This window comes from Hyphomicrobiaceae bacterium, assembly GCA_041397645.1.
GTDB lineage: Bacteria > Pseudomonadota > Alphaproteobacteria > Rhizobiales > Hyphomicrobiaceae > Hyphomicrobium_B.
This window is the reverse complement of sequence record JAWKWE010000004.1, coordinates 1,056,450-1,074,050: the sequence shown is the minus strand read 5'-3', so window position 1 is coordinate 1,074,050 and position 17,601 is coordinate 1,056,450. Positions and strand designations below refer to the sequence as shown.

18 protein-coding genes and 1 tRNA gene are annotated in these 17,601 nt (G+C 60.9%); 11 read left to right on the top strand and 8 right to left on the bottom strand.

Going from position 1 to position 17,601, the window contains the following annotated elements; genetic code table 11:
- Positions 1-94 precede the first annotated feature (94 nt).
- From R3D51_04975 to R3D51_04965, 3 genes are all read left to right on the top strand, one after another.
- On the top strand, positions 95-1,837 hold the full coding sequence (locus tag R3D51_04975; GenBank protein MEZ5898831.1) for a hypothetical protein: 1,743 nt from the start codon (positions 95-97) through the stop codon (positions 1,835-1,837).
- A gap of 28 nt (positions 1,838-1,865) precedes the next feature.
- Positions 1,866-3,776, top strand: a complete 1,911-nt coding sequence (locus R3D51_04970) for a heme biosynthesis HemY N-terminal domain-containing protein (protein MEZ5898830.1) — start codon at positions 1,866-1,868, stop codon at positions 3,774-3,776.
- 192 nt (positions 3,777-3,968) lie between these two features.
- Positions 3,969-4,044, top strand: a tRNA-Thr gene (locus tag R3D51_04965).
- Between the two features lie 29 nt (positions 4,045-4,073).
- Here R3D51_04965 and speB read toward each other — a convergent pair.
- A complete protein-coding gene (gene speB / locus R3D51_04960) occupies positions 4,074-5,057 on the bottom strand; it encodes an agmatinase (GenBank protein ID MEZ5898829.1) in 984 nt (327 codons plus the stop codon).
- A 224-nt stretch (positions 5,058-5,281) separates the two neighbouring features.
- Here speB and R3D51_04955 point away from each other — a divergent pair, with 224 nt between their 5' ends.
- From R3D51_04955 to R3D51_04925, 7 genes are all read left to right on the top strand, one after another.
- A complete protein-coding gene (locus R3D51_04955) occupies positions 5,282-6,160 on the top strand; it encodes an SDR family NAD(P)-dependent oxidoreductase (GenBank protein ID MEZ5898828.1) in 879 nt (292 codons plus the stop codon).
- Between the two features lie 348 nt (positions 6,161-6,508).
- Positions 6,509-6,877: a ribbon-helix-helix domain-containing protein gene (locus R3D51_04950; GenBank protein ID MEZ5898827.1), complete on the top strand. Its 369-nt coding sequence runs from the start codon at positions 6,509-6,511 to the stop codon at positions 6,875-6,877.
- A 125-nt stretch (positions 6,878-7,002) separates the two neighbouring features.
- Positions 7,003-7,422 (top strand): cytochrome C, encoded by a 420-nt coding sequence (locus tag R3D51_04945; protein MEZ5898826.1) that lies wholly within the window; start codon positions 7,003-7,005, stop codon positions 7,420-7,422.
- A gap of 115 nt (positions 7,423-7,537) precedes the next feature.
- On the top strand, positions 7,538-8,071 hold the full coding sequence (locus R3D51_04940; protein ID MEZ5898825.1) for a gluconate 2-dehydrogenase subunit 3 family protein: 534 nt from the start codon (positions 7,538-7,540) through the stop codon (positions 8,069-8,071).
- A 56-nt stretch (positions 8,072-8,127) separates the two neighbouring features.
- On the top strand, positions 8,128-9,699 hold the full coding sequence (locus R3D51_04935; GenBank protein ID MEZ5898824.1) for a GMC family oxidoreductase: 1,572 nt from the start codon (positions 8,128-8,130) through the stop codon (positions 9,697-9,699).
- 343 nt (positions 9,700-10,042) lie between these two features.
- Positions 10,043-10,201, top strand: coding sequence for a Flp family type IVb pilin (locus R3D51_04930; GenBank protein MEZ5898823.1), 159 nt, complete (start codon positions 10,043-10,045; stop codon positions 10,199-10,201).
- Between the two features lie 10 nt (positions 10,202-10,211).
- Entirely contained in the window at positions 10,212-10,640 is a 429-nt protein-coding gene (locus R3D51_04925) for a hypothetical protein (protein MEZ5898822.1), read from the top strand.
- A 107-nt stretch (positions 10,641-10,747) separates the two neighbouring features.
- Here the strand turns inward: R3D51_04925 and R3D51_04920 are convergent, their stop codons facing one another.
- From R3D51_04920 to R3D51_04895, 6 genes are all read right to left on the bottom strand, one after another.
- Entirely contained in the window at positions 10,748-11,146 is a 399-nt protein-coding gene (locus R3D51_04920; protein ID MEZ5898821.1) for a F0F1 ATP synthase subunit epsilon, read from the bottom strand.
- A 53-nt stretch (positions 11,147-11,199) separates the two neighbouring features.
- Positions 11,200-11,484, bottom strand: a complete 285-nt coding sequence (locus R3D51_04915) for a hypothetical protein (GenBank protein MEZ5898820.1) — start codon at positions 11,482-11,484, stop codon at positions 11,200-11,202.
- A 41-nt stretch (positions 11,485-11,525) separates the two neighbouring features.
- Positions 11,526-12,953 (bottom strand): F0F1 ATP synthase subunit beta, encoded by a 1,428-nt coding sequence (gene atpD / locus R3D51_04910; protein ID MEZ5898819.1) that lies wholly within the window; start codon positions 12,951-12,953, stop codon positions 11,526-11,528.
- A gap of 28 nt (positions 12,954-12,981) precedes the next feature.
- Positions 12,982-13,863, bottom strand: coding sequence for a F0F1 ATP synthase subunit gamma (locus R3D51_04905; protein ID MEZ5898818.1), 882 nt, complete (start codon positions 13,861-13,863; stop codon positions 12,982-12,984).
- Between the two features lie 35 nt (positions 13,864-13,898).
- A complete protein-coding gene (atpA, locus tag R3D51_04900) occupies positions 13,899-15,431 on the bottom strand; it encodes a F0F1 ATP synthase subunit alpha (protein MEZ5898817.1) in 1,533 nt (510 codons plus the stop codon).
- Between the two features lie 119 nt (positions 15,432-15,550).
- A complete protein-coding gene (locus tag R3D51_04895) occupies positions 15,551-16,114 on the bottom strand; it encodes a F0F1 ATP synthase subunit delta (protein ID MEZ5898816.1) in 564 nt (187 codons plus the stop codon).
- 468 nt (positions 16,115-16,582) lie between these two features.
- Here R3D51_04895 and R3D51_04890 point away from each other — a divergent pair, with 468 nt between their 5' ends.
- Entirely contained in the window at positions 16,583-16,891 is a 309-nt protein-coding gene (locus R3D51_04890; protein MEZ5898815.1) for a hypothetical protein, read from the top strand.
- 160 nt (positions 16,892-17,051) lie between these two features.
- Here R3D51_04890 and R3D51_04885 read toward each other — a convergent pair whose 3' ends face one another.
- Entirely contained in the window at positions 17,052-17,456 is a 405-nt protein-coding gene (locus tag R3D51_04885; GenBank protein MEZ5898814.1) for a hypothetical protein, read from the bottom strand.
- Positions 17,457-17,601: the final 145 nt, after the last annotated feature.

Sequence of the window (17,601 nt, the reverse complement as noted above, 5' to 3'; positions counted from 1 at the left end):
TTCGCCGTTCGACCGCGAGAATGGCGCGGACGGCACCGGCTTCTCCCCCGCCGGAAAAGCCCGAACAAGACAGGTACGGAGGCGTCTTCACTCCATGAGCAACAATAAGAACGATTCCGGGCAGTCGAAACGCCCTCACGCAACGCTTGATCTCAAAGCGACCGAGGTCAAAGTCTCTCGGATCGACGAGACCGCAGCCAAATCCAAAGGCAGCGCCGACCAATCTGCCTCGGCAGGGGCGGCGTCCGCAGCGCCTGCTATTAATCCCGCCGACGTTCCAATGCCGGCTCCTGCGCGGACCTACGCCGGTGTCGAGCCAGCGCCAGCCGCTGCAAAAACGACGGCATCGGAAACCTCCAAGACTTCTCCAAGGCAGGTCGGCGAGAAGCCCGCTGATACTCGCCCTTCGGCCAACGCCTCGGCCACCATCTCCGCTCGTCCCGAAGCAGTGGTTGTTCAAAAGCGCGGTGGCTTCCTCTCCCATCTCGCGGCAAGCGTGATTGGCGGCGCGGTTGCGCTTGGAGCATGGACATACGGACTGCCCGAACTGCAAAAGCAGGGCCTTGCCCCCTCGGGCACGAGCGCTTCCGGTGAGGCGGCAGAGCAATCGGCTCAAAAGGCCGACGATCTCGCAACCAAGCTGGCGGATACGCAGGCCCGCCTTGCGGCACTGGAAAAATCGACCGCGTCGATTGCAGAGCTCAAAGACTCGCAATCGCGCCTCGTCGCCGAAACGAAGGCGGCGCTCGCCGCGTCCGCAAGCGATGCCGGTGCCCCCGATCAGATCGAGCGGCTGACGACTGTCGAAAACAAGCTCAAGGCCATGGCGGACGCGGGCGCCAATGACCCCAGCGCCGGTCGCGTGGAGCAGATCGCAGCGCTTACAGGCAAAGTCGCGGATCTGGAAACCAGCATGGCGACCCAGCTCACCGCCTTGCGCAAAAGTGTATCCGGTGATGTCGAAGCGCGCGTTGTTGCCGCGACGGAAGCTGCGGAAGCCGCAAAGTCCGGCACGCAGCGTGTCGATCGCGATCTCGCCAATCTCAAGACTCAATCGGTGAAGACCGACGAAGACGTCGCCGCCATCAGGGCAGAAGTGGAGCGTTCTGTAGAAGCCACCAAGCGCGCGACACAGGAAATCGCAAATCTCAAAACGGCGATCGACGACGTGCGATCCACCTCCGCGAAGCCCGCGGATGTCGCGTCGGCACTGTCTCCGGTCACGGCAAAAATCGCATCTATCGAGCAGAACCTGAAAGCGGTTGAGCAGGCGGACGCGACGCGCCGATCCAATGCAGAGCGTGTCGTGCTTGCGCTTGAGCTGCAGAACCTGAAGCGCACGCTCGATCGCGGACAGAACTACGAAGACGAGCTTGCCGAAGTCGAAAAGGCTGCGGCCGGAAAATTCGATCTCGCCGCGCTTGAAAAGTTTAAAGACCAGGGCGTGCCGACCATGGCCGACCTCAACCGTGACTTCCGCACCAGCGCCAATGCGATGATCGACGCGGAAGATGGGGTTCAGTCGGATTCTGTGGTGGACAAGCTGATTTCCGGCGCGCGTTCCATCGTTCGCGTCCGCAAGATCAACCACGACAGCTCCGACACGTCAGCCGAAGCAGTGGCTGGCCGAATGGAGCAATCCCTCAAGGAAGGCCAACTGGCGGCGGTATTGAACGAAGCCGACAGTCTGTCTCCTAAGGCCAAGGAAGCGGCGCAGCCGTTCCTCGACAAGGTGCGCGCGCGCGCCACCGTCGACTCTGCGTTGGCCTCACTGGAAGACCAGCTCAAGTCCTCACTCAGCGGTGCGCCTTCGCAACCCGCTACGAAAACGCAGTAGGCGTCTTAGGTTTCAAGGGTATCGCGTCATGATCCGTCTTGTCGTTTATCTCCTTTTCATCGCCCTGGTCGCCACCGGCTTGGGCTGGCTCGCAGACCGGCCCGGCACTTTGAATATCCAATGGCAGGGCTACGACGTCGAAACGACCGTCTTCCAGGCAACCGTCATGCTGGCGATTGCGACGGCCGCTGCGATTTTCCTGTGGTCGGTTCTGCGCACGATCTGGCACAGCCCGGCCGCCATCGGTCAGCGGATTCTGCGCCGACGCCAGAAGCGCGGTCTCGATGCGCTGTCGAGCGGTCTGATCGCGGTTGGTGCAGGCGACAAGTCGCTGGCCACACACTATGCACTCCAAGCCCGCAAAGCCCTGCCGCACGAGCCTTTGACGCAGATCCTACGCGCCCAGGCAGCCCAGCTTTCCGGCGATCGGGCGACGGCGCGGCGCATCTTCGATTCCATGCTTGCAGCGCCCGACACCGAGCAGCTTGGCTTGCGCGGTCTCTTCCTGGAAGCCGAGCGCGAGGGCGAGCACGAAGCCGCCCGCCAGTTTGCGGAGCGTGCGGTTCGCGCCAATCCGAAGCTCAGCTGGTCGTCGGAGGCGCTGTTTGATCTTCAGTGCAAGCAGAAGGATTGGGCGTCGGCTCTCGAAACGCTCTCGCTGCTCAAGCGCAATGGCCTGATCGAAAAGCCCGCCTACGACCGCAAACGTGCCGTTCTCTTGGCAGGACAGGCGCAGAACGCGGAGGAGAACGAAACCGACAAGGCGCTGGCGCTGGCGCTTGAAGCACATGGCCTTGCGCCGGACCTCGTCCCGGCCGCTGCCGTCGCTGCCCGCATCCTGGCCGGACGCGGCCAGACCGGCAAAGCCGCCAAGATCATCCAGAAGACCTGGGCGCGCGCGCCCCATCCCGATCTGGCAACGGCCTATGCCTATGCCCGCATCGGCGACAGCCCGCGCGATCGTCTCGACCGCGTGCGCCAGCTTGCGGCGCTCAACGGACATTCCATCGAAAGCCCGATCGCCATTGCCACCACAGCCATCGAGGCGCGTCTGTTTGGCGAAGCGCGCGACGCCCTTCAGCCTTTGCTCGACGACCGTCTCACGCAGCGGGTTGCAACGCTCATGGCGCGCATCGAAGCCGGCGAGAGCGACGACAAGGGCCGCGTGCGCGAGTGGCTGGCCCGGGCCGTCAACGCCGCGCGCGATCCGGCCTGGACCGCCGATGGCGTCGTCGCCGACCGCTGGGAGCCGATCTCGCCCGTAACAGGCGCGCTCGACGCTTTCCAGTGGCGCGTGCCGGTTGAAAACCGCGATAGCTCGTCGGCCAATATCCTGGGCGAACGGCTCGAAGAACTGCTGGCCATCAGCGCGCCCAAGCCGGTGAACGAAACACCAGCGGCAAAGGCCACCGAGGCGCCCGTACAGCCCGCAGCGGCTCAGTCGGCTCCGGTTCGGCGCGAAGACGTTGTCGATGCCGAGGCGGTCACGGTTCGCCCCGAGCCGGTAAAGATCATGCCGCAACCTGCGCCGGTGAAGCCGGTGGAAACGGCGGCTGAGAAACCTGTCGTCACCCAGATCGAAGCCAAGACCATTTCGCCGGTCCAGCGGGTCAGCGAAGTGTCCATCGTCAAGCCTGCCGCCAAGGCGGAACCGAAGGCAGAGCCTGCCACCCAGGCGGCTACCGGCCCGCGCGTGGTTGAAGCAGTTGCCGACGCCACGGCAGCGGCACCCGCTCCGGTTTCGACGCAAGCTGCGGAGCCTGTCCCTGCACAGGAAAAGGTCGTTGCGGCGACCACCAAGACGACGCCGAAACCGGTCTCGGATGCGAAGATCTTCGTCGCCCCGCGTGCGCCTGACGATCCGGGCACCGACGCGACCGATGAGGACGATTCGGACGGCGACAGCTTCCCCAAGCGGATCTACCGCGCGGTGAACTGAACCGGCGGTTTCACGCAGGCCGCGTTCACGAGCGTGGCCTGCGCGCCCCATTGCAACGCCCAACTTTCGCGGGTTTCGGCGGGCCATGGCGGGAACCTGCGCCCGCGTCGCAGGAGCGCTTGCAATCGGTGCTCCGAGCGGCTATCCCTCCCGCTACCGCGCAGCCCCTCATGGCAGAGCCGCGCCGGAAATGCCGCCTTAGCTCAGCCGGTAGAGCACGTCATTCGTAATGACGGGGTCGCGTGTTCGAGTCACGCAGGCGGCACCATTCTTTTCGCCAAAGCCCAGCCCTGCTCCTCACGCCGCCGCGAAGGCGCGGTGGGCGTAACGTTGCGAGACGGCGCCGTGCTCGCGCGCCAGCCGGACAAGCTGCTCGTAGATGATCGTCGCGGCGTTGAGCGCGGTGACGTTGCCGACGTCGTAGGGCGGAGCAACCTCCACCACGTCGAGCCCGACAATGGGCAGCCCTTGCAGCTGACGCAGGATCTGCAACAGCCGCAGCGGCGTCAGCCCGCCGGTGACAGGCGTGCCGGTGCCGGGCGCGTAGGCGGGATCAAGACAATCGATGTCGATTGTCAGATAGATGGCCCGCCCGTTGGTGATGGACGCCACCGCCGCCGCAATGTCCTTTGGCTGTGTTTGATCGACACGCTCGTTGTCGAGGATGGTGATCCCGAGCGGATCGTCTACCCACGTGCGGATGCCGATCTGCACGGAGTTCTCCGGCACAATCAGCCCGTCATCGATGGCACGCGCGAACATCGTGCCGTGGTTCATCTCGATGGGCTCGTTGGGTCCGTTGGTCGAGCGCCAGGTATCGGTGTGAGCGTCGAAGTGCACCAGCGCCAATGGCCCGTACCGTCGCGCGTGCGCCTTCAGCAGCGGATAGCTGATGAAGTGGTCGCCGCCGATCGCGATGAGGAACGCGCCCGCCTCGATGACCCGCGAGGCGCCATCGATCATCCTATCAACGATGGTGTGCGGATTGCCGTAGTCGAAATGAAGATCGCCGAGGTCCACGCAGTTGAGATAGGCCAGCGGATCGAAGCCGCCCGGATAGGCTTTCAGTTCGGCAAGGCCCGCGGATGCCGCACGCACGGCGGCCGGTCCCAGCCGCGCGCCGGGCCGGTTGGAGGTGGCAAGATCGAACGGCACGCCCATAATGGCCACGTCGGCGCCCGACGCGGTTGGCGTGCGCGGAACGCGCAGGAACGTGCTGCAGGTGGCGAAGGTTTGCTCGGATGCGATACACGAAGGCGATAGCGAGGCGTTCAGCTGCATAGCTGCTCTCCATCTCGTTGTTACGAGATGTCGCCCGGCCAACATCAAATCAGATTTTGGTCCCGCGACCATCGGACGGCGGGAGTGCTTCCGGTTACAAGCAGGCTTAAGGTGACCACAGCCCGGATTAGTCGTCAAGCGCCGGAAAATTCCCCTGGCCCCGCCAGGAGATAGCGCGGGCGGCCAACGACATCGCCTTTGAATCGCGGAAAAAAGTTCGATCAATGAAGCCGTTCCATCAGATTGCCGGATACTGGATCGCACGCAAACGTGCAGACCCGGGAATGCTGGCAGCCGCCAACGATGCGGTGGCAAACCTGAAGCCGGTGGTCGTCGTCACTGGCGGCTCGCGCGGCATCGGCTTGGCTTTGGCGCAGCGTTTCGCCGAAGCTGGCGATAGCGTTATGCTCGTGGCGCGGGCGCAGGATGAACTCGATAAGGCAGCCGCTCAGATCCGCGCCAAGGTAACGGGCGCAACCGTGCTGACCGCCAGCATCGATCTGACGCAACCTCACGCCGCGCCGCTCCTGGAGCAGCATCTGCGCGCTGCCGGCAGTTATGCCGACGTGCTCGTCAACAATGCTGCAATCGGCCTTGCCGGTCCGTTTCACAAGGCTTCGGCCGACAAGCTCCAGACCCTCGTCAGCCTCAACGTCGGCGCACCGACGGTTCTGATGGCGTATTTCCTGCCCGGCATGCTTGGCAGACGGCGCGGCGGCATCCTCAATATCGGTTCTCTCGGCGGCGCAGTTCCCGGCCCCGGTCAATCGGCCTACTACGCCAGCAAGTCATATCTGCAGGCACTCAGCGAAGCAGCGGCGGCCGAATACGCCGGATGCGGGGTGCGGATTTCGGCACTTCTGCCTGGACCCGTTAACACAACCTTTCACGCCAGCATGGGTGCGGAGCAGTCACCCTATCGTCTGCTGCTTCCGGCTTTGTCGCCCGAGCGCGCGGCGCGTGCCGGCTACAATGGATTTGCGTTCGGCAAGCGCGTGATCGTTCCGGGGCTGTTCAACAAAGTCATGTACGTTGCGGTGCGCATGTTGCCTCATCCGGTGACAATGCCGTTCGTTAAATTTCTCCTTCGCACCAGCGACTAAAATTTTCTCGCGGGCCTGCCGCATTTGCGATGTAGCAATCATTTTGGGCTTAACTACTCAAGGCGCCGGGATTTTGTTTTGCGTACCCGGCCAGCCCATCGCGGCCGCGCAGTCCCTCGGACCCTTGGGTTCGGATATCGACGCGCGGCCGCTTTCTTTTTCAGCCCGCAATTGTCATGCAATCTACCCCTTGCTGCGTTGCAATAGTGCAAGCCGCATTTAGCGGCCATTTTTTCGTTGCTGCATTGCACGCACGCCCAACGCAAATTTGACCAAGCCGCGAGCGCCGTTCACGTTTTTTGGCGAACACCCATCTAGCTGATTGCCAACTGGGGACGCTGGTATAGTGTGAAGAAAAACTTACCGGAGGTTCGCCTGATGTGCCGCATCCTATCGAGTCAACCTGCTTCGGCATTTGCCTATCAGACGCGATCGGTTCGTCTCGGCGGTCACGCCACGAGCATAAAGCTCGAAGCCGCGTTTTGGGAAATTCTCGAAGAGATTGCCGCTGAGCTGAACAAGCCGCTGGGCCGCTTCCTGACCGAACTGCACGACGAGGTGATTTATATCTCCGGCGACACCCACAACTTCACGTCGTTGCTGCGCTGCGCTTGCCTCACTTACTTGTCCGAAATCCGCGGTCGTCCCGATGCGATCAGCATGCTCGAAGACAAGCCGCGCCGATTGTTTGATGGTCCTCTCGAAGCAGCGGAATGACTTCCCGCGTTCGCACCCGCGCAATCGTTTAGCGAGCGAATTATCTTTGTAGTATCGAAGTACTACCCTGCGACAACGAACCACCCCTAGCGTATGCGACTAGATCGAACGCATCGGAGGTTCCCTTGTTCATCACGCGTGCTGCACACTTTGTGGCGCTGATCTGTGGTCTTGCATGGGGCTTTGCGTCAGGGGCTTTGAGCCCGTGCGCGGCAGCCGCCGAAGACAAACCTTCTGATGCACAATTCATAAAAAGTTGCGGAACCTGTCACACCGTCGTGCCCGGCGCCGAGCTGCGCCAAGGCCCGAACCTTGGCAACGTCTTCGGGCGGACCGCTGGAACGCTCGGTGAGTATCCGCAATTTTCAGATGCATTGAAAAAGGCTGGTGCTGGCGGGCTCGTTTGGAATGAAGAGACGCTCGACAAATGGATTTCGGGCGCCTCCGATTTCGTTCCGGGCACCAACATGCCCTACAGCCAGCCCGATCCCGAGAAACGCAAAATCATCATCGCCTACCTGAAGAGCCTTGCGCCGTCCAAGTAGGTCAAAACGATCGAATAAGCACGAGGAGGGCAGAGGCTCTACACAACATCGTCGAACGAACAGAAGCTGGCACCAAAAGTAGCCGGTTCATTCCAATACCTGAGGAGGAAAGCGAATGCGATTGATTGACAAAACGCCGAAGGTCGACCGGCGGTCGTTCCTTGCGTCAACGGGCGCTGCCGCGTTGGTGGTAACGTCCACGAGCGTGATGTGTCCAACAGAGTCGTGGGGTCTTGAAGCGCAAAACCTCAAGCCGGAAACAGTGCGCACGCTCATCAAGATGTCTCGCGACATCTACCCGCACGATCAGCTCGCAGACAAATACTACGCTGTCGCCGTAAAGGGCATGGACAGCAAATCAGCAGACGGCGCGCCGCTCAAGACGACGCTTGAAGAAGGCGTCGCGAAACTCGATGAATCCGCCAAAGCCGCTCATGGCGTGGCCTACGCCGATGTCGGCTGGGAGCATCAACGCGTAGCTCTGCTGCGCGCCATTGAAAGCGATCCTTTCTTCCAAGCCGTGCGCGGAGACCTTGTCGTCTCGCTCTATAACCAAAAAGAGCTGTGGCCGATCTTCGGCTACGAGGGCGAATCTGCCTCGAAAGGCGGCTACATCAAGCGCGGCTTCAACGACATCGACTGGCTGTGAGCCGAAGCTTGCACGCCCTCATAAAATCATAAAACGAATTTCTCGGAGGATTGCCCATGCCGGCACCTTACAAAACAGACGACGATAGCGTGGTTGTAGTCATTGGCTCAGGAGCCGGTGGCGGAACGGTAGGCACGGAACTGGCGCTACTTGGCGTCGACACCGTCATTCTCGAAGCCGGAAAGCGCTACACCATTGAAGACTTTGTCAACGACGAGTGGGAGTCATTCGGGCAGCTCGCCTGGCTCGATGAACGCACCACATCTGGCAACTGGCGCGTTCATAAAGACTTCGCCGGTCTTCCAGCCTGGATCGTGAAGTCAGTCGGCGGCTCGACGATCCACTGGGCTGGCGCCTCGCTCCGCTTCCAAGATCACGAGTGGAAAGCCAAAACGACTTATGGCGACATCGCGGGCGCCAACCTGCTCGATTGGCCCATCGACGGAAAAGAGATGGCGCCGTGGTATGCCAAAGCAGAAGACCGCATGGGCACCACGCGCACCAACGGCATCGAAGGCCTGCCAGGCAACAACAACTTCAAGATCATGAAGGCTGGTGCCGACAAGCTCGGCTACAAGGAATGCAGCACGGGCCGCATGTCCATCAACTCCGCGCCGCGTGACGGTCGTGGTTCATGCCAGCAAATCGGCTTCTGCTTCCAAGGCTGCAAGTCCGGTGCAAAGTGGTCCACCCTGTACGCGGAAATTCCCAAAGGTGAAAAGACCGGCAAACTCGAAGTGCGCTCGGAGTGCCACGTTACCCGCATCGAGCACGACGATAAGGGCAAAGTGACCGGTGTCGTCTACTTCGACAAGGACGGCAAAGAGCAACGTCAGAAGGCCCGCGCCGTCTGCGTCGCCGGTAACTCGATCGAAAGCCCGCGTCTGCTGCTCAACTCCGCCTCAAACATGTTCAAGGACGGAATGGCGAACTCGTCGGGTCAGGTCGGCCGCAACTACATGCGTCACACCACGGGATCTGTGTACGGCATCTTCGAAAAGCCGGTTCACATGTATCGCGGTACGACGATGGCCGGCATCATCCAGGATGAAGCGCGCTTCGATCCCAAGCGCGGCTTCGTCGGCGGCTACGAGTTCGAGACGCTCTCCATCGGCCTTCCGTTCATGGCAGCGTTCCTCGATCCCGGCGGTTGGGGCCGAGGTTTCTCCGCCGCAATGGATGGCTACTCGCACATGGCTGGCATGTGGATCGTTGGCGAAGACATGCCTCAAGCCAACAACCGCGTGACCGTCCATGCCGACAAGAAGGACAAGTTCGGGATGCCGATCCCCGACGTGCACTTCGATGACCATGAGAACGACGACAACATGCGCAACCACGCCTACAAACAAGGCGCGGCCTTGTACGAAGCCGTTGGCGCCACGCGCACGTTCCCGACGCCACCCTATCCGTCTACGCACAATCTCGGAACCAACCGTATGAGCGCGGATGCCAAGGACGGCGTGGTCAATAAGAACGGCCAGACGCACGACATCAAGAATCTGTTCGTGTCGGATGGCAGCCAGTTCACGACCGGCGCTGCTGAAAATCCCACGCTCACGATCGTTGCGTTGGCATTGCGGCAAGCCGCCTACATTCGCGACCAGATGGCGAAAGGCGAGATCTGAGGACAACAATCACCCGCCGAATTAGCCGAGATCGGTCGGCGGATACATAAATACGCTGTGGCAAAAAACTTAAACGAGGTGCTTAGGCACCTCGTTTTCTTTTGACGCTTTACAGCTCGATAACCTTACTCACGACTTGCGCTGTGCAATTGCAAGAATTTGACGAAACCCCACTGTTTCTAGCTCGACAAGTTTAGAATCCGTCAAAGGATAAGTGTCAGTTTGATCGCAATGCCACGGTTCCAAGCCTCTCACGCCCCCACAAATGCGCGAGATCGAAATACCTCACGCTGCACCTAGTCTGCTTTGCAAAGCTCGTGCACACATCAGGAGGTTACGCACCATGATCAGCCATTTTCTGCGCGACGAGACGGGTGCCACAGCAATTGAATACGCTATCATCGCTGCCCTGATCAGCCTTGGCATCATATCGGCGCTCTACGGCGTACGTGACGCGCTCAACAATGGATTTGCTACTGTCAGCAACGGCTTCCATTCCTGACGAGCGGTACGTGCTGCAACGCAAACGCGCGCTATCCTGCTATTCAAACGTTGCAGTTCACGTTAGCGGAACCTATTTCATCCTTGGACCGTTGAAGCCATCTGCCGACAAGGCGAGTTGGCCGCGCGAGCGGTCGCCACGTCATAAACTCTATTGTTTTGCGAGGCGCACGATGTCCAAGAAGCTCACCGACATTAATCGGGAACGCGCATTGTACGATCCTGAGACCGAGTTCAAATCTCCAGGCGACCTTGCCAGAGAGATCGGGCTTACGCGCGGAGAAAAGCTGGCCGCGCTGCGGCGCTGGTCTTTCAACGTCGACCGTCGGCTTGCGTCTGGTTACGAGGGTATGCCGACCAATGGGACGGAACCCGCCGACGCGGAGCTTTTGCGCAATATTGAAATGGCGCGCGAGCACCTGGAGCATGACCGGCCTTAGCCTGATGGACGCGGCTAGGATAGGATGCAATGCGTTCGACAAAGAGAAAAGGCCGGACGCTCAGCGTCCGGCCTTTCGGCGTTTCCTCAAGAGTCATGCCGACGGTCTTAAGCCGCCTTGGCAGAAATCTTGCGTAGTTCATTGATCAGTGTATCGGCCGCAGTACGCGCTTCATCCGACGGCGCATCAGCGAGCTCGGCTTCTGCAAGCTTCAGCTCGTCGGCGACAATCGCTGCTGTCATCTCGTCAACATTGTAAGCCTTTTGGGCCAGGACCGTGAGACGCTCAGGATTAACGTCCGCAAAGCCCGACTTGACGAACAGCCGCATCTTGGCACCGCCTGCCGCCACGTCGAGAACGCCGGGGCGAAGCGTTGCGATAACCGGCGCATGCCCGGGAAGAACCGCGAAGTCACCCTCGGAGCCGGGAACCACGACCTGCTCGGCATCGACCGAGAGCAGAACGCGCTCTGGCGAAACGAGTTCGAATTTAAAAGTGCCTGCCATTCCTCGACATCCCTTGCAGTCTTTAGCACTCCCGCCGAAGCGGAAGCTGTCGGTCAGCTCGCCTTCTCGTCTTCATTACCTTCGTCACCATCCTCGTCATCGCTTCCGCTGCCGGATCTAGCGCGAACCTCCTCCGGCGTCTGCAGTTTGGTGCCGCAGAAGGGGCAGAAGAATAACGGATGATCTACGAGGCCGGGCTCGTCTTCTTCCAAGTCCACGAGCCCGACGGTCATGTAGATGACCTGATCGGGTCCAACGGTGATGAGCGGCTCGAAGTCGCCGCCCTCTAGAGCTTCCTTGAGCTCCTCGCAGCAGCTTCCGAAGTTGGTGCCGGCCATGGGTCGTCTCCTGCTATCCGGCATATTTCCGGCGCGTTGAATTAAGCTGCTTCAGCGAGCTTCTCGGCCTTCGCGATCGCTTCTTCGATGGTGCCGACCATGTAGAAGGCCGGCTCGGGCAGGTGGTCGTAGTCACCAGCGGCGATACCCTTGAAGGCCTTAATGGTATCTTTCAGCGGCACCTGCACGCCCGGTGAACCCGTGAACACTTGGGCGACGTCGAAGGGCTGCGACATGAAGCGCTCGATCTTGCGGGCGCGGGCAACCGTCATCTTGTCATCTTCTGACAATTCGTCCATGCCCAAAATGGCGATGATGTCCTGCAGCGACTTGTACTTCTGCAGGATCGACTGCACCTGACGGGCAACCTGATAGTGCTCCTCGCCGACGATGCGCGGGTCGAGCATACGCGACGTCGAGTCGAGAGGATCGACGGCCGGATAAATGCCCTTTTCAGCGATACCGCGCGACAGAACCGTGGTTGCGTCCAAGTGAGCGAAAGAGGTGGCAGGCGCGGGGTCCGTCAAGTCGTCGGCGGGCACGTAGATGGCCTGGACCGAGGTGATCGAGCCCTTCTGCGTAGAGGTGATGCGCTCCTGCAGAGCGCCCATATCGGTGGCCAGCGTCGGCTGGTAGCCCACGGCTGAAGGAATACGGCCCAGCAGAGCGGACACTTCCGAGCCTGCCTGCGTGAAGCGGAAAATGTTGTCGACGAAGAACAGCACGTCCTGGCCCTGGTCGCGGAAGTGTTCGGCAACCGTGAGGCCGGTCAGCGCTACGCGGGCGCGGGCGCCCGGCGGTTCGTTCATCTGGCCGAACACGAGGGCGGCCTTGGAGCCGGCTGTCGATCCGTTGACGGGCTTCTTGTTCACGCCGCCTTCGATCATTTCGTGATAGAGGTCGTTGCCCTCGCGCGTGCGCTCGCCGACGCCGGCAAACACCGAGTAGCCGCCGTGCGTCTTGGCGACGTTGTTGATCAATTCCATGATGAGAACGGTCTTGCCGACGCCGGCGCCGCCGAACAGGCCGATCTTGCCGCCCTTGGCGTAGGGCGCGAGCAGGTCGACCACCTTGATGCCGGTAACAAGGATCTGCGCTTCCGTCGACTGGTCGGCAAAGGAGGGAGCCTGCTGGTGGATGGCGCGGGTGCTCGAGGTCTTGATGGGACCCGCTTCGTCGATCGGCTCGCCGATGACGTTCATGATGCGGCCGAGCGTTTCGTCGCCGACCGGAACGGAGATTGGTGCACCCGTGTCCTTCACTTCCTGGCCGCGAACGAGACCTTCGGTAGAGTCCATGGCAATGGTGCGAACCGTCTTTTCGCCGAGGTGCTGCGCGACTTCGAGAACAAGCCGCTGACCCTGGTTCTGCGTTTCGAGCGAGTTCAGAATTGCCGGGAGTTCCCCGTCGAACTGCACGTCGACGACGGCGCCCGTGACCTGACGGATCTTGCCAACATTGCTAGCCATTGCTTCGTTTTCCTCACGTCCGATTGGGTTAGAGCGCTTCGGCGCCCGAAATGATTTCGATGAGCTCTTTGGTGATCTGAGCCTGGCGCTGACGGTTGTACTTGATCGTCAACTTATTGATCATGTCGCCGGCATTGCGCGTGGCGTTATCCATTGCCGACATTCTCGATCCCTGCTCGGACGCGGCGTTCTCGAGCAAACCACGGAAGATCTGGGTCGAGACGTTGCGCTTCAGCAGGTAGCCGAGCAGCTCTTCTTCGCTTGGCTCGTATTCGTAGACGGCGGACGCACCGCCGGTATCGCCTTTGGTCTCCGGGATCTTGGCCGGAATGAGCTGCAGCGACGTGGGCTTCTGCGCGATCACGGACTTGAACTCGGAGAAATACAGCGTCGCGACATCGAACTCACCGGCCTCGAACATGTCGAGCACCTTGTTCGCCACGCCCTCGGCGTGCCCGAAGTTCAGCTGCTTGACCCCCTGGAAGTCCTTGCGTTCGACGATGTTCTTCGAAAGGTCGCGGCGTAGGTTGTCCGCGCCCTTACGGCCGACGGTCATGATCTTGACCGTCTTGCCCTGCGCCAGCAGACGCACTGCGTCGGCGCGGGCGAGCTTGGCGATGTTGGAATTGAAGCCGCCGCACAGGCCGCGTTCGGCCGTCATCACAATCAAAAGGTGAACCTGATCCTGGCCGTTGCCGACGAGGAGCGGGGAGGCACCTTCCTTGTTGGTCACCTTCGAGGCGAGGTTCGCGAGAACCGCATCCATGCGCTCGGCATAGGGACGCGCGGCCTGGGCCGCTTCCTGTGCGCGGCGAAGCTTCGCAGCGGCGACCATCTGCATCGCCTTGGTGATTTTCCGCGTCGCCTTAACCGAGGCGATGCGGTTTCTCATGTCTTTTAAGGACGCCATGGGGCGAAAATCCCTATCTCGTTATGAGGCGACCCTTAGAGGAACGTCTTCTGCACCTGTTCGACGACGGCCTTCAGCTTGCCTGCGGTGTCGTCGGAGAGATCTTTCGAGCTGCGGATATCATCCAGGATGCCTGCGTTCTGCGTGCGCAGCGTCGCAAGCAGGGCGTCTTCGAACGGCCTCACCTTGTCGATCGAAAGTGCATCGAGATAACCGTTGGTGCCGGCCCAGATCACACAGACCTGCTCTTCCATCTTGAGCGGCGAAAACTGCGGCTGCTTGAGCAGCTCCGTCAGACGAGCGCCGCGATTGAGCAAACGCTGGGTGGCGGCGTCGAGATCGGAACCGAACTGAGCGAAGGCGGCCATCTCGCGATACTGGGCGAGTTCACCTTTGATCTTGCCGGCGACCTTCTTCATCGCCTTGGTCTGCGCCGATGAGCCCACGCGCGACACCGACAGACCAACGTTAACGGCCGGACGGATGCCCTGATAGAATAAATCCGTTTCGAGGAAGATCTGGCCGTCTGTGATCGAAATCACGTTGGTCGGAATGTAGGCCGACACGTCGTTGGCCTGGGTCTCGATGACGGGCAGCGCGGTGAGCGAACCCTTGCCGGAAGCATCGCCGAGCTTCGCGGCACGCTCCAGAAGACGAGAGTGAAGATAGAACACGTCGCCGGGATAAGCTTCGCGGCCCGGCGGACGGCGCAGCAGCAGCGACATTTGACGATAAGCAACGGCCTGCTTGGAAAGGTCGTCATAGGCGATCACGGCATGCATACCGTTGTCGCGGAAGAACTCTCCCATAGTGCAGCCGGTGAACGGCGCGAGGTACTGCATGGGAGCGGGGTCGGAAGCCGTTGCCGCGACGACGATGGAGTAGTCCAGAGCGCCGCGCTCTTCGAGCACTTTCACGAACTGGGCAACAGTCGAGCGCTTCTGGCCGATAGCGACGTACACGCAATAGAGCTTCTGCTCTTCCGGAGCGCCGGCGACATTGAGCGGCTTCTGGTTGAGGAAGGTGTCAAGGATGACGGCGGTCTTGCCGGTCTGACGGTCGCCAATGACGAGTTCGCGCTGGCCGCGTCCGATGGGAATGAGCGAGTCGATCGCCTTGAGGCCCGTCGCCATCGGCTCGTGCACCGACTTTCGCGGCAGAATGCCGGGCGCCTTAACGTCAACGCGCATTTTCTTGTCCGACTGGATCGGACCCTTGCCGTCGATGGGATTGCCCAGACCGTCAACAACGCGGCCCAGCAGACCCTTGCCGACCGGAACCTCAACGATGGCGCCGGTCCGCTTGACGGTGTCGCCTTCCTTGATGGTGCGGTCGTCGCCGAAGATCACGACGCCGACGTTGTCGGCTTCGAGGTTGAGCGCCATGCCGCGGATGCCGCCGGGAAACTCGACCATTTCGCCGGCCTGCACGTTGTCGAGTCCGTAGACGCGAGCGATGCCGTCTCCGACCGACAGCACCTGACCGATTTCAGAGACCTGCGCCTCCTTGCCGAAATTCTTGATCTGATCCTTGAGGATCGAGGAGATCTCTGCGGCGCGAATGTCCATGTGACTTTGACCTCTTCCTTGGTCGTTTCCGTTTGGGGTCCGTTTGAAAACACTGGACCCGGATTTAAGATTCCAACAGAAACGCCGCCCGGTTGGCGGACGGCGTTCAAATTCGTCGTTTAAGTGCCCTGACCGCTCAAGCTGACCTTGAGGTTTTGGAGTTTGGTCTTGAGCGAAGAATCGATCATGCGGCTGCCGATCTTGACGATCATGCCGCCGAGCAGGCCCGAATCGACATGGGTGTCGAGGGCAACATCCTTGCCGACCGACCCCTTGAGCGTCGCCTTAAGCTCCTCGACTTGCGCATCGTTGAGGGCAACGGCGCTGGTCACCTGGGCCGTCACCTCGCCGCGGTCGCGAGCCGCAAGAGCGCCGAAACCTTTGATCATGTCCGCTGCGGCAAACAATCGATGGTTCTTCGTAATCAGATTAAAAAAGTTGGCTGCGAGACCACCGATCCCAGCCTTCTCCAAAATCGCCGTCATGGCACGTGCCTGATCATCAGCCGAGATCACCGGCGAGCGCACCATGCGGCGCAGATCATCGCTCTCGTCGAGCAGCTTGCCAAAAGCCGTCAGATCGGCCTCGACCTCCTTGATCGACGAGGCCTCTTTGGCCAGATCAAAAAGTGCGGATGCGTAACGACCCGCCATTCCTTCAACGATTGTGTCGTTCGTTGCCACGTTGCGCTCATCCGGCGCCCTGGGAAGGCGCATTGGGGGCGGGGCCGCTAAGACCCAAGTCGTCGCCCGCTTAAAGGGAAGAAATTCATGCCCGGCAAAAAGAGAGTGCGAGGGGCCATGACCCTGGCCACCCCCTTTTGAAAGCCGGGCTGTCCTTAACATGGGTCTTATGTGGCATCAACCAGCGGCAAGATGGGCGCGATGACGCATTGGCGGCCCCAAGTTGGGAGGCTGCCCGGACCGCCTGCTCCCCGGTCCGTCCCTGGCGCGAATTGACCCGAAGGATCACTCTGTCTGCTCAGCGCGCGAAACCGGGTTGGATCCGCGCAGGTTCCTACATGAACGAATGCTGCAAGCCCCATTCAAAGTGCGTTCAACGGCGCTTCGCTACAAAGGTTCTCGACAGCGGCTGGATTGTCCGGCAGCGGCGGAAAATGGGCCGCCATCAAGGGACCAATGGAGACCTATATGTCTTTGAAATCAATTGTTAATGCCGTCGCTCTGGGTGCCATCGCTAGCGCCAGCGTCCTCCCCATGGCCACCGCAGCCGAAGCCCGCGACGGGCGCGGCCACTACCAGCGCCATGGTGGCCAGGGCAACTGGAAGGGCGGCAACCGGCAGGCTTGGGGCTATGACAACGGGTACCACCGCCATCGCCACAGCCATCGTGGCCGCAACGTCGCTATCGGCGCATTCGCCGCGGTACTCGGACTTGCGATCGCCGCTGAAGCCGCCCGTGCTCACGACGACGCCTATTATGACGACGACCGCTACTAAGCTGCGGTCCGACAGGGTTTAGCGGGAAGAAGGCTGGAGCGGACAATCTGTCCCTCCGGCCTTTTTGCTTTCACCCCGGCAGCGGAAGATGCCGACCGAGAAATTTCGCCCGGAGTTTCTGAGCTCCGGGCGCATAATAATCTGATATCATTAGAGAGAACTAGGCGCCTTTGAGCGCCTTGTTGCACGCGCTCCAGTAGCCGCCGCCCTTCATGATCCACTTCATACCGCCGTTGCCATTGCTGGCCTTGTTGGCCTTGTACTGCTCGGCGCATGTATGCAGTCGCGCTTTTGACGGCGTCTCCTTGGCAAACTTGGGCGAGATAGCCTTCGGGAAGACCGCGCCACTTGCCGCAGCCGCGGGCGCCGCCGCCGACGCATCTCCGCATTCGTCCTTCCGGAACTGGTTCCATGTTTTCCCGGCGAGTGTGCCTGCACTCTTGGCAGCTTTGTATTTGGCGCTGCATTCCTGGGCGGTCAGGGCATTAGCGCTGGTGGCCGAAAACGCGAACGCTACACCTGCCACGAGCAGCGGAGCGGCTTGCAAAACATTGCGGATCTTCATCGAGGCAAACTCCTTGTCAGCCAATCCCGGGCGCCGCACCCCCTACCGAGGCCGCTGCGGTTGCGGGTGGTCGGGTTATAGATCGAAACGAGGTGTGCGAACAATACGATGTCAGATCGTGCCTAGAACCCGGCGTTTTGGCGAA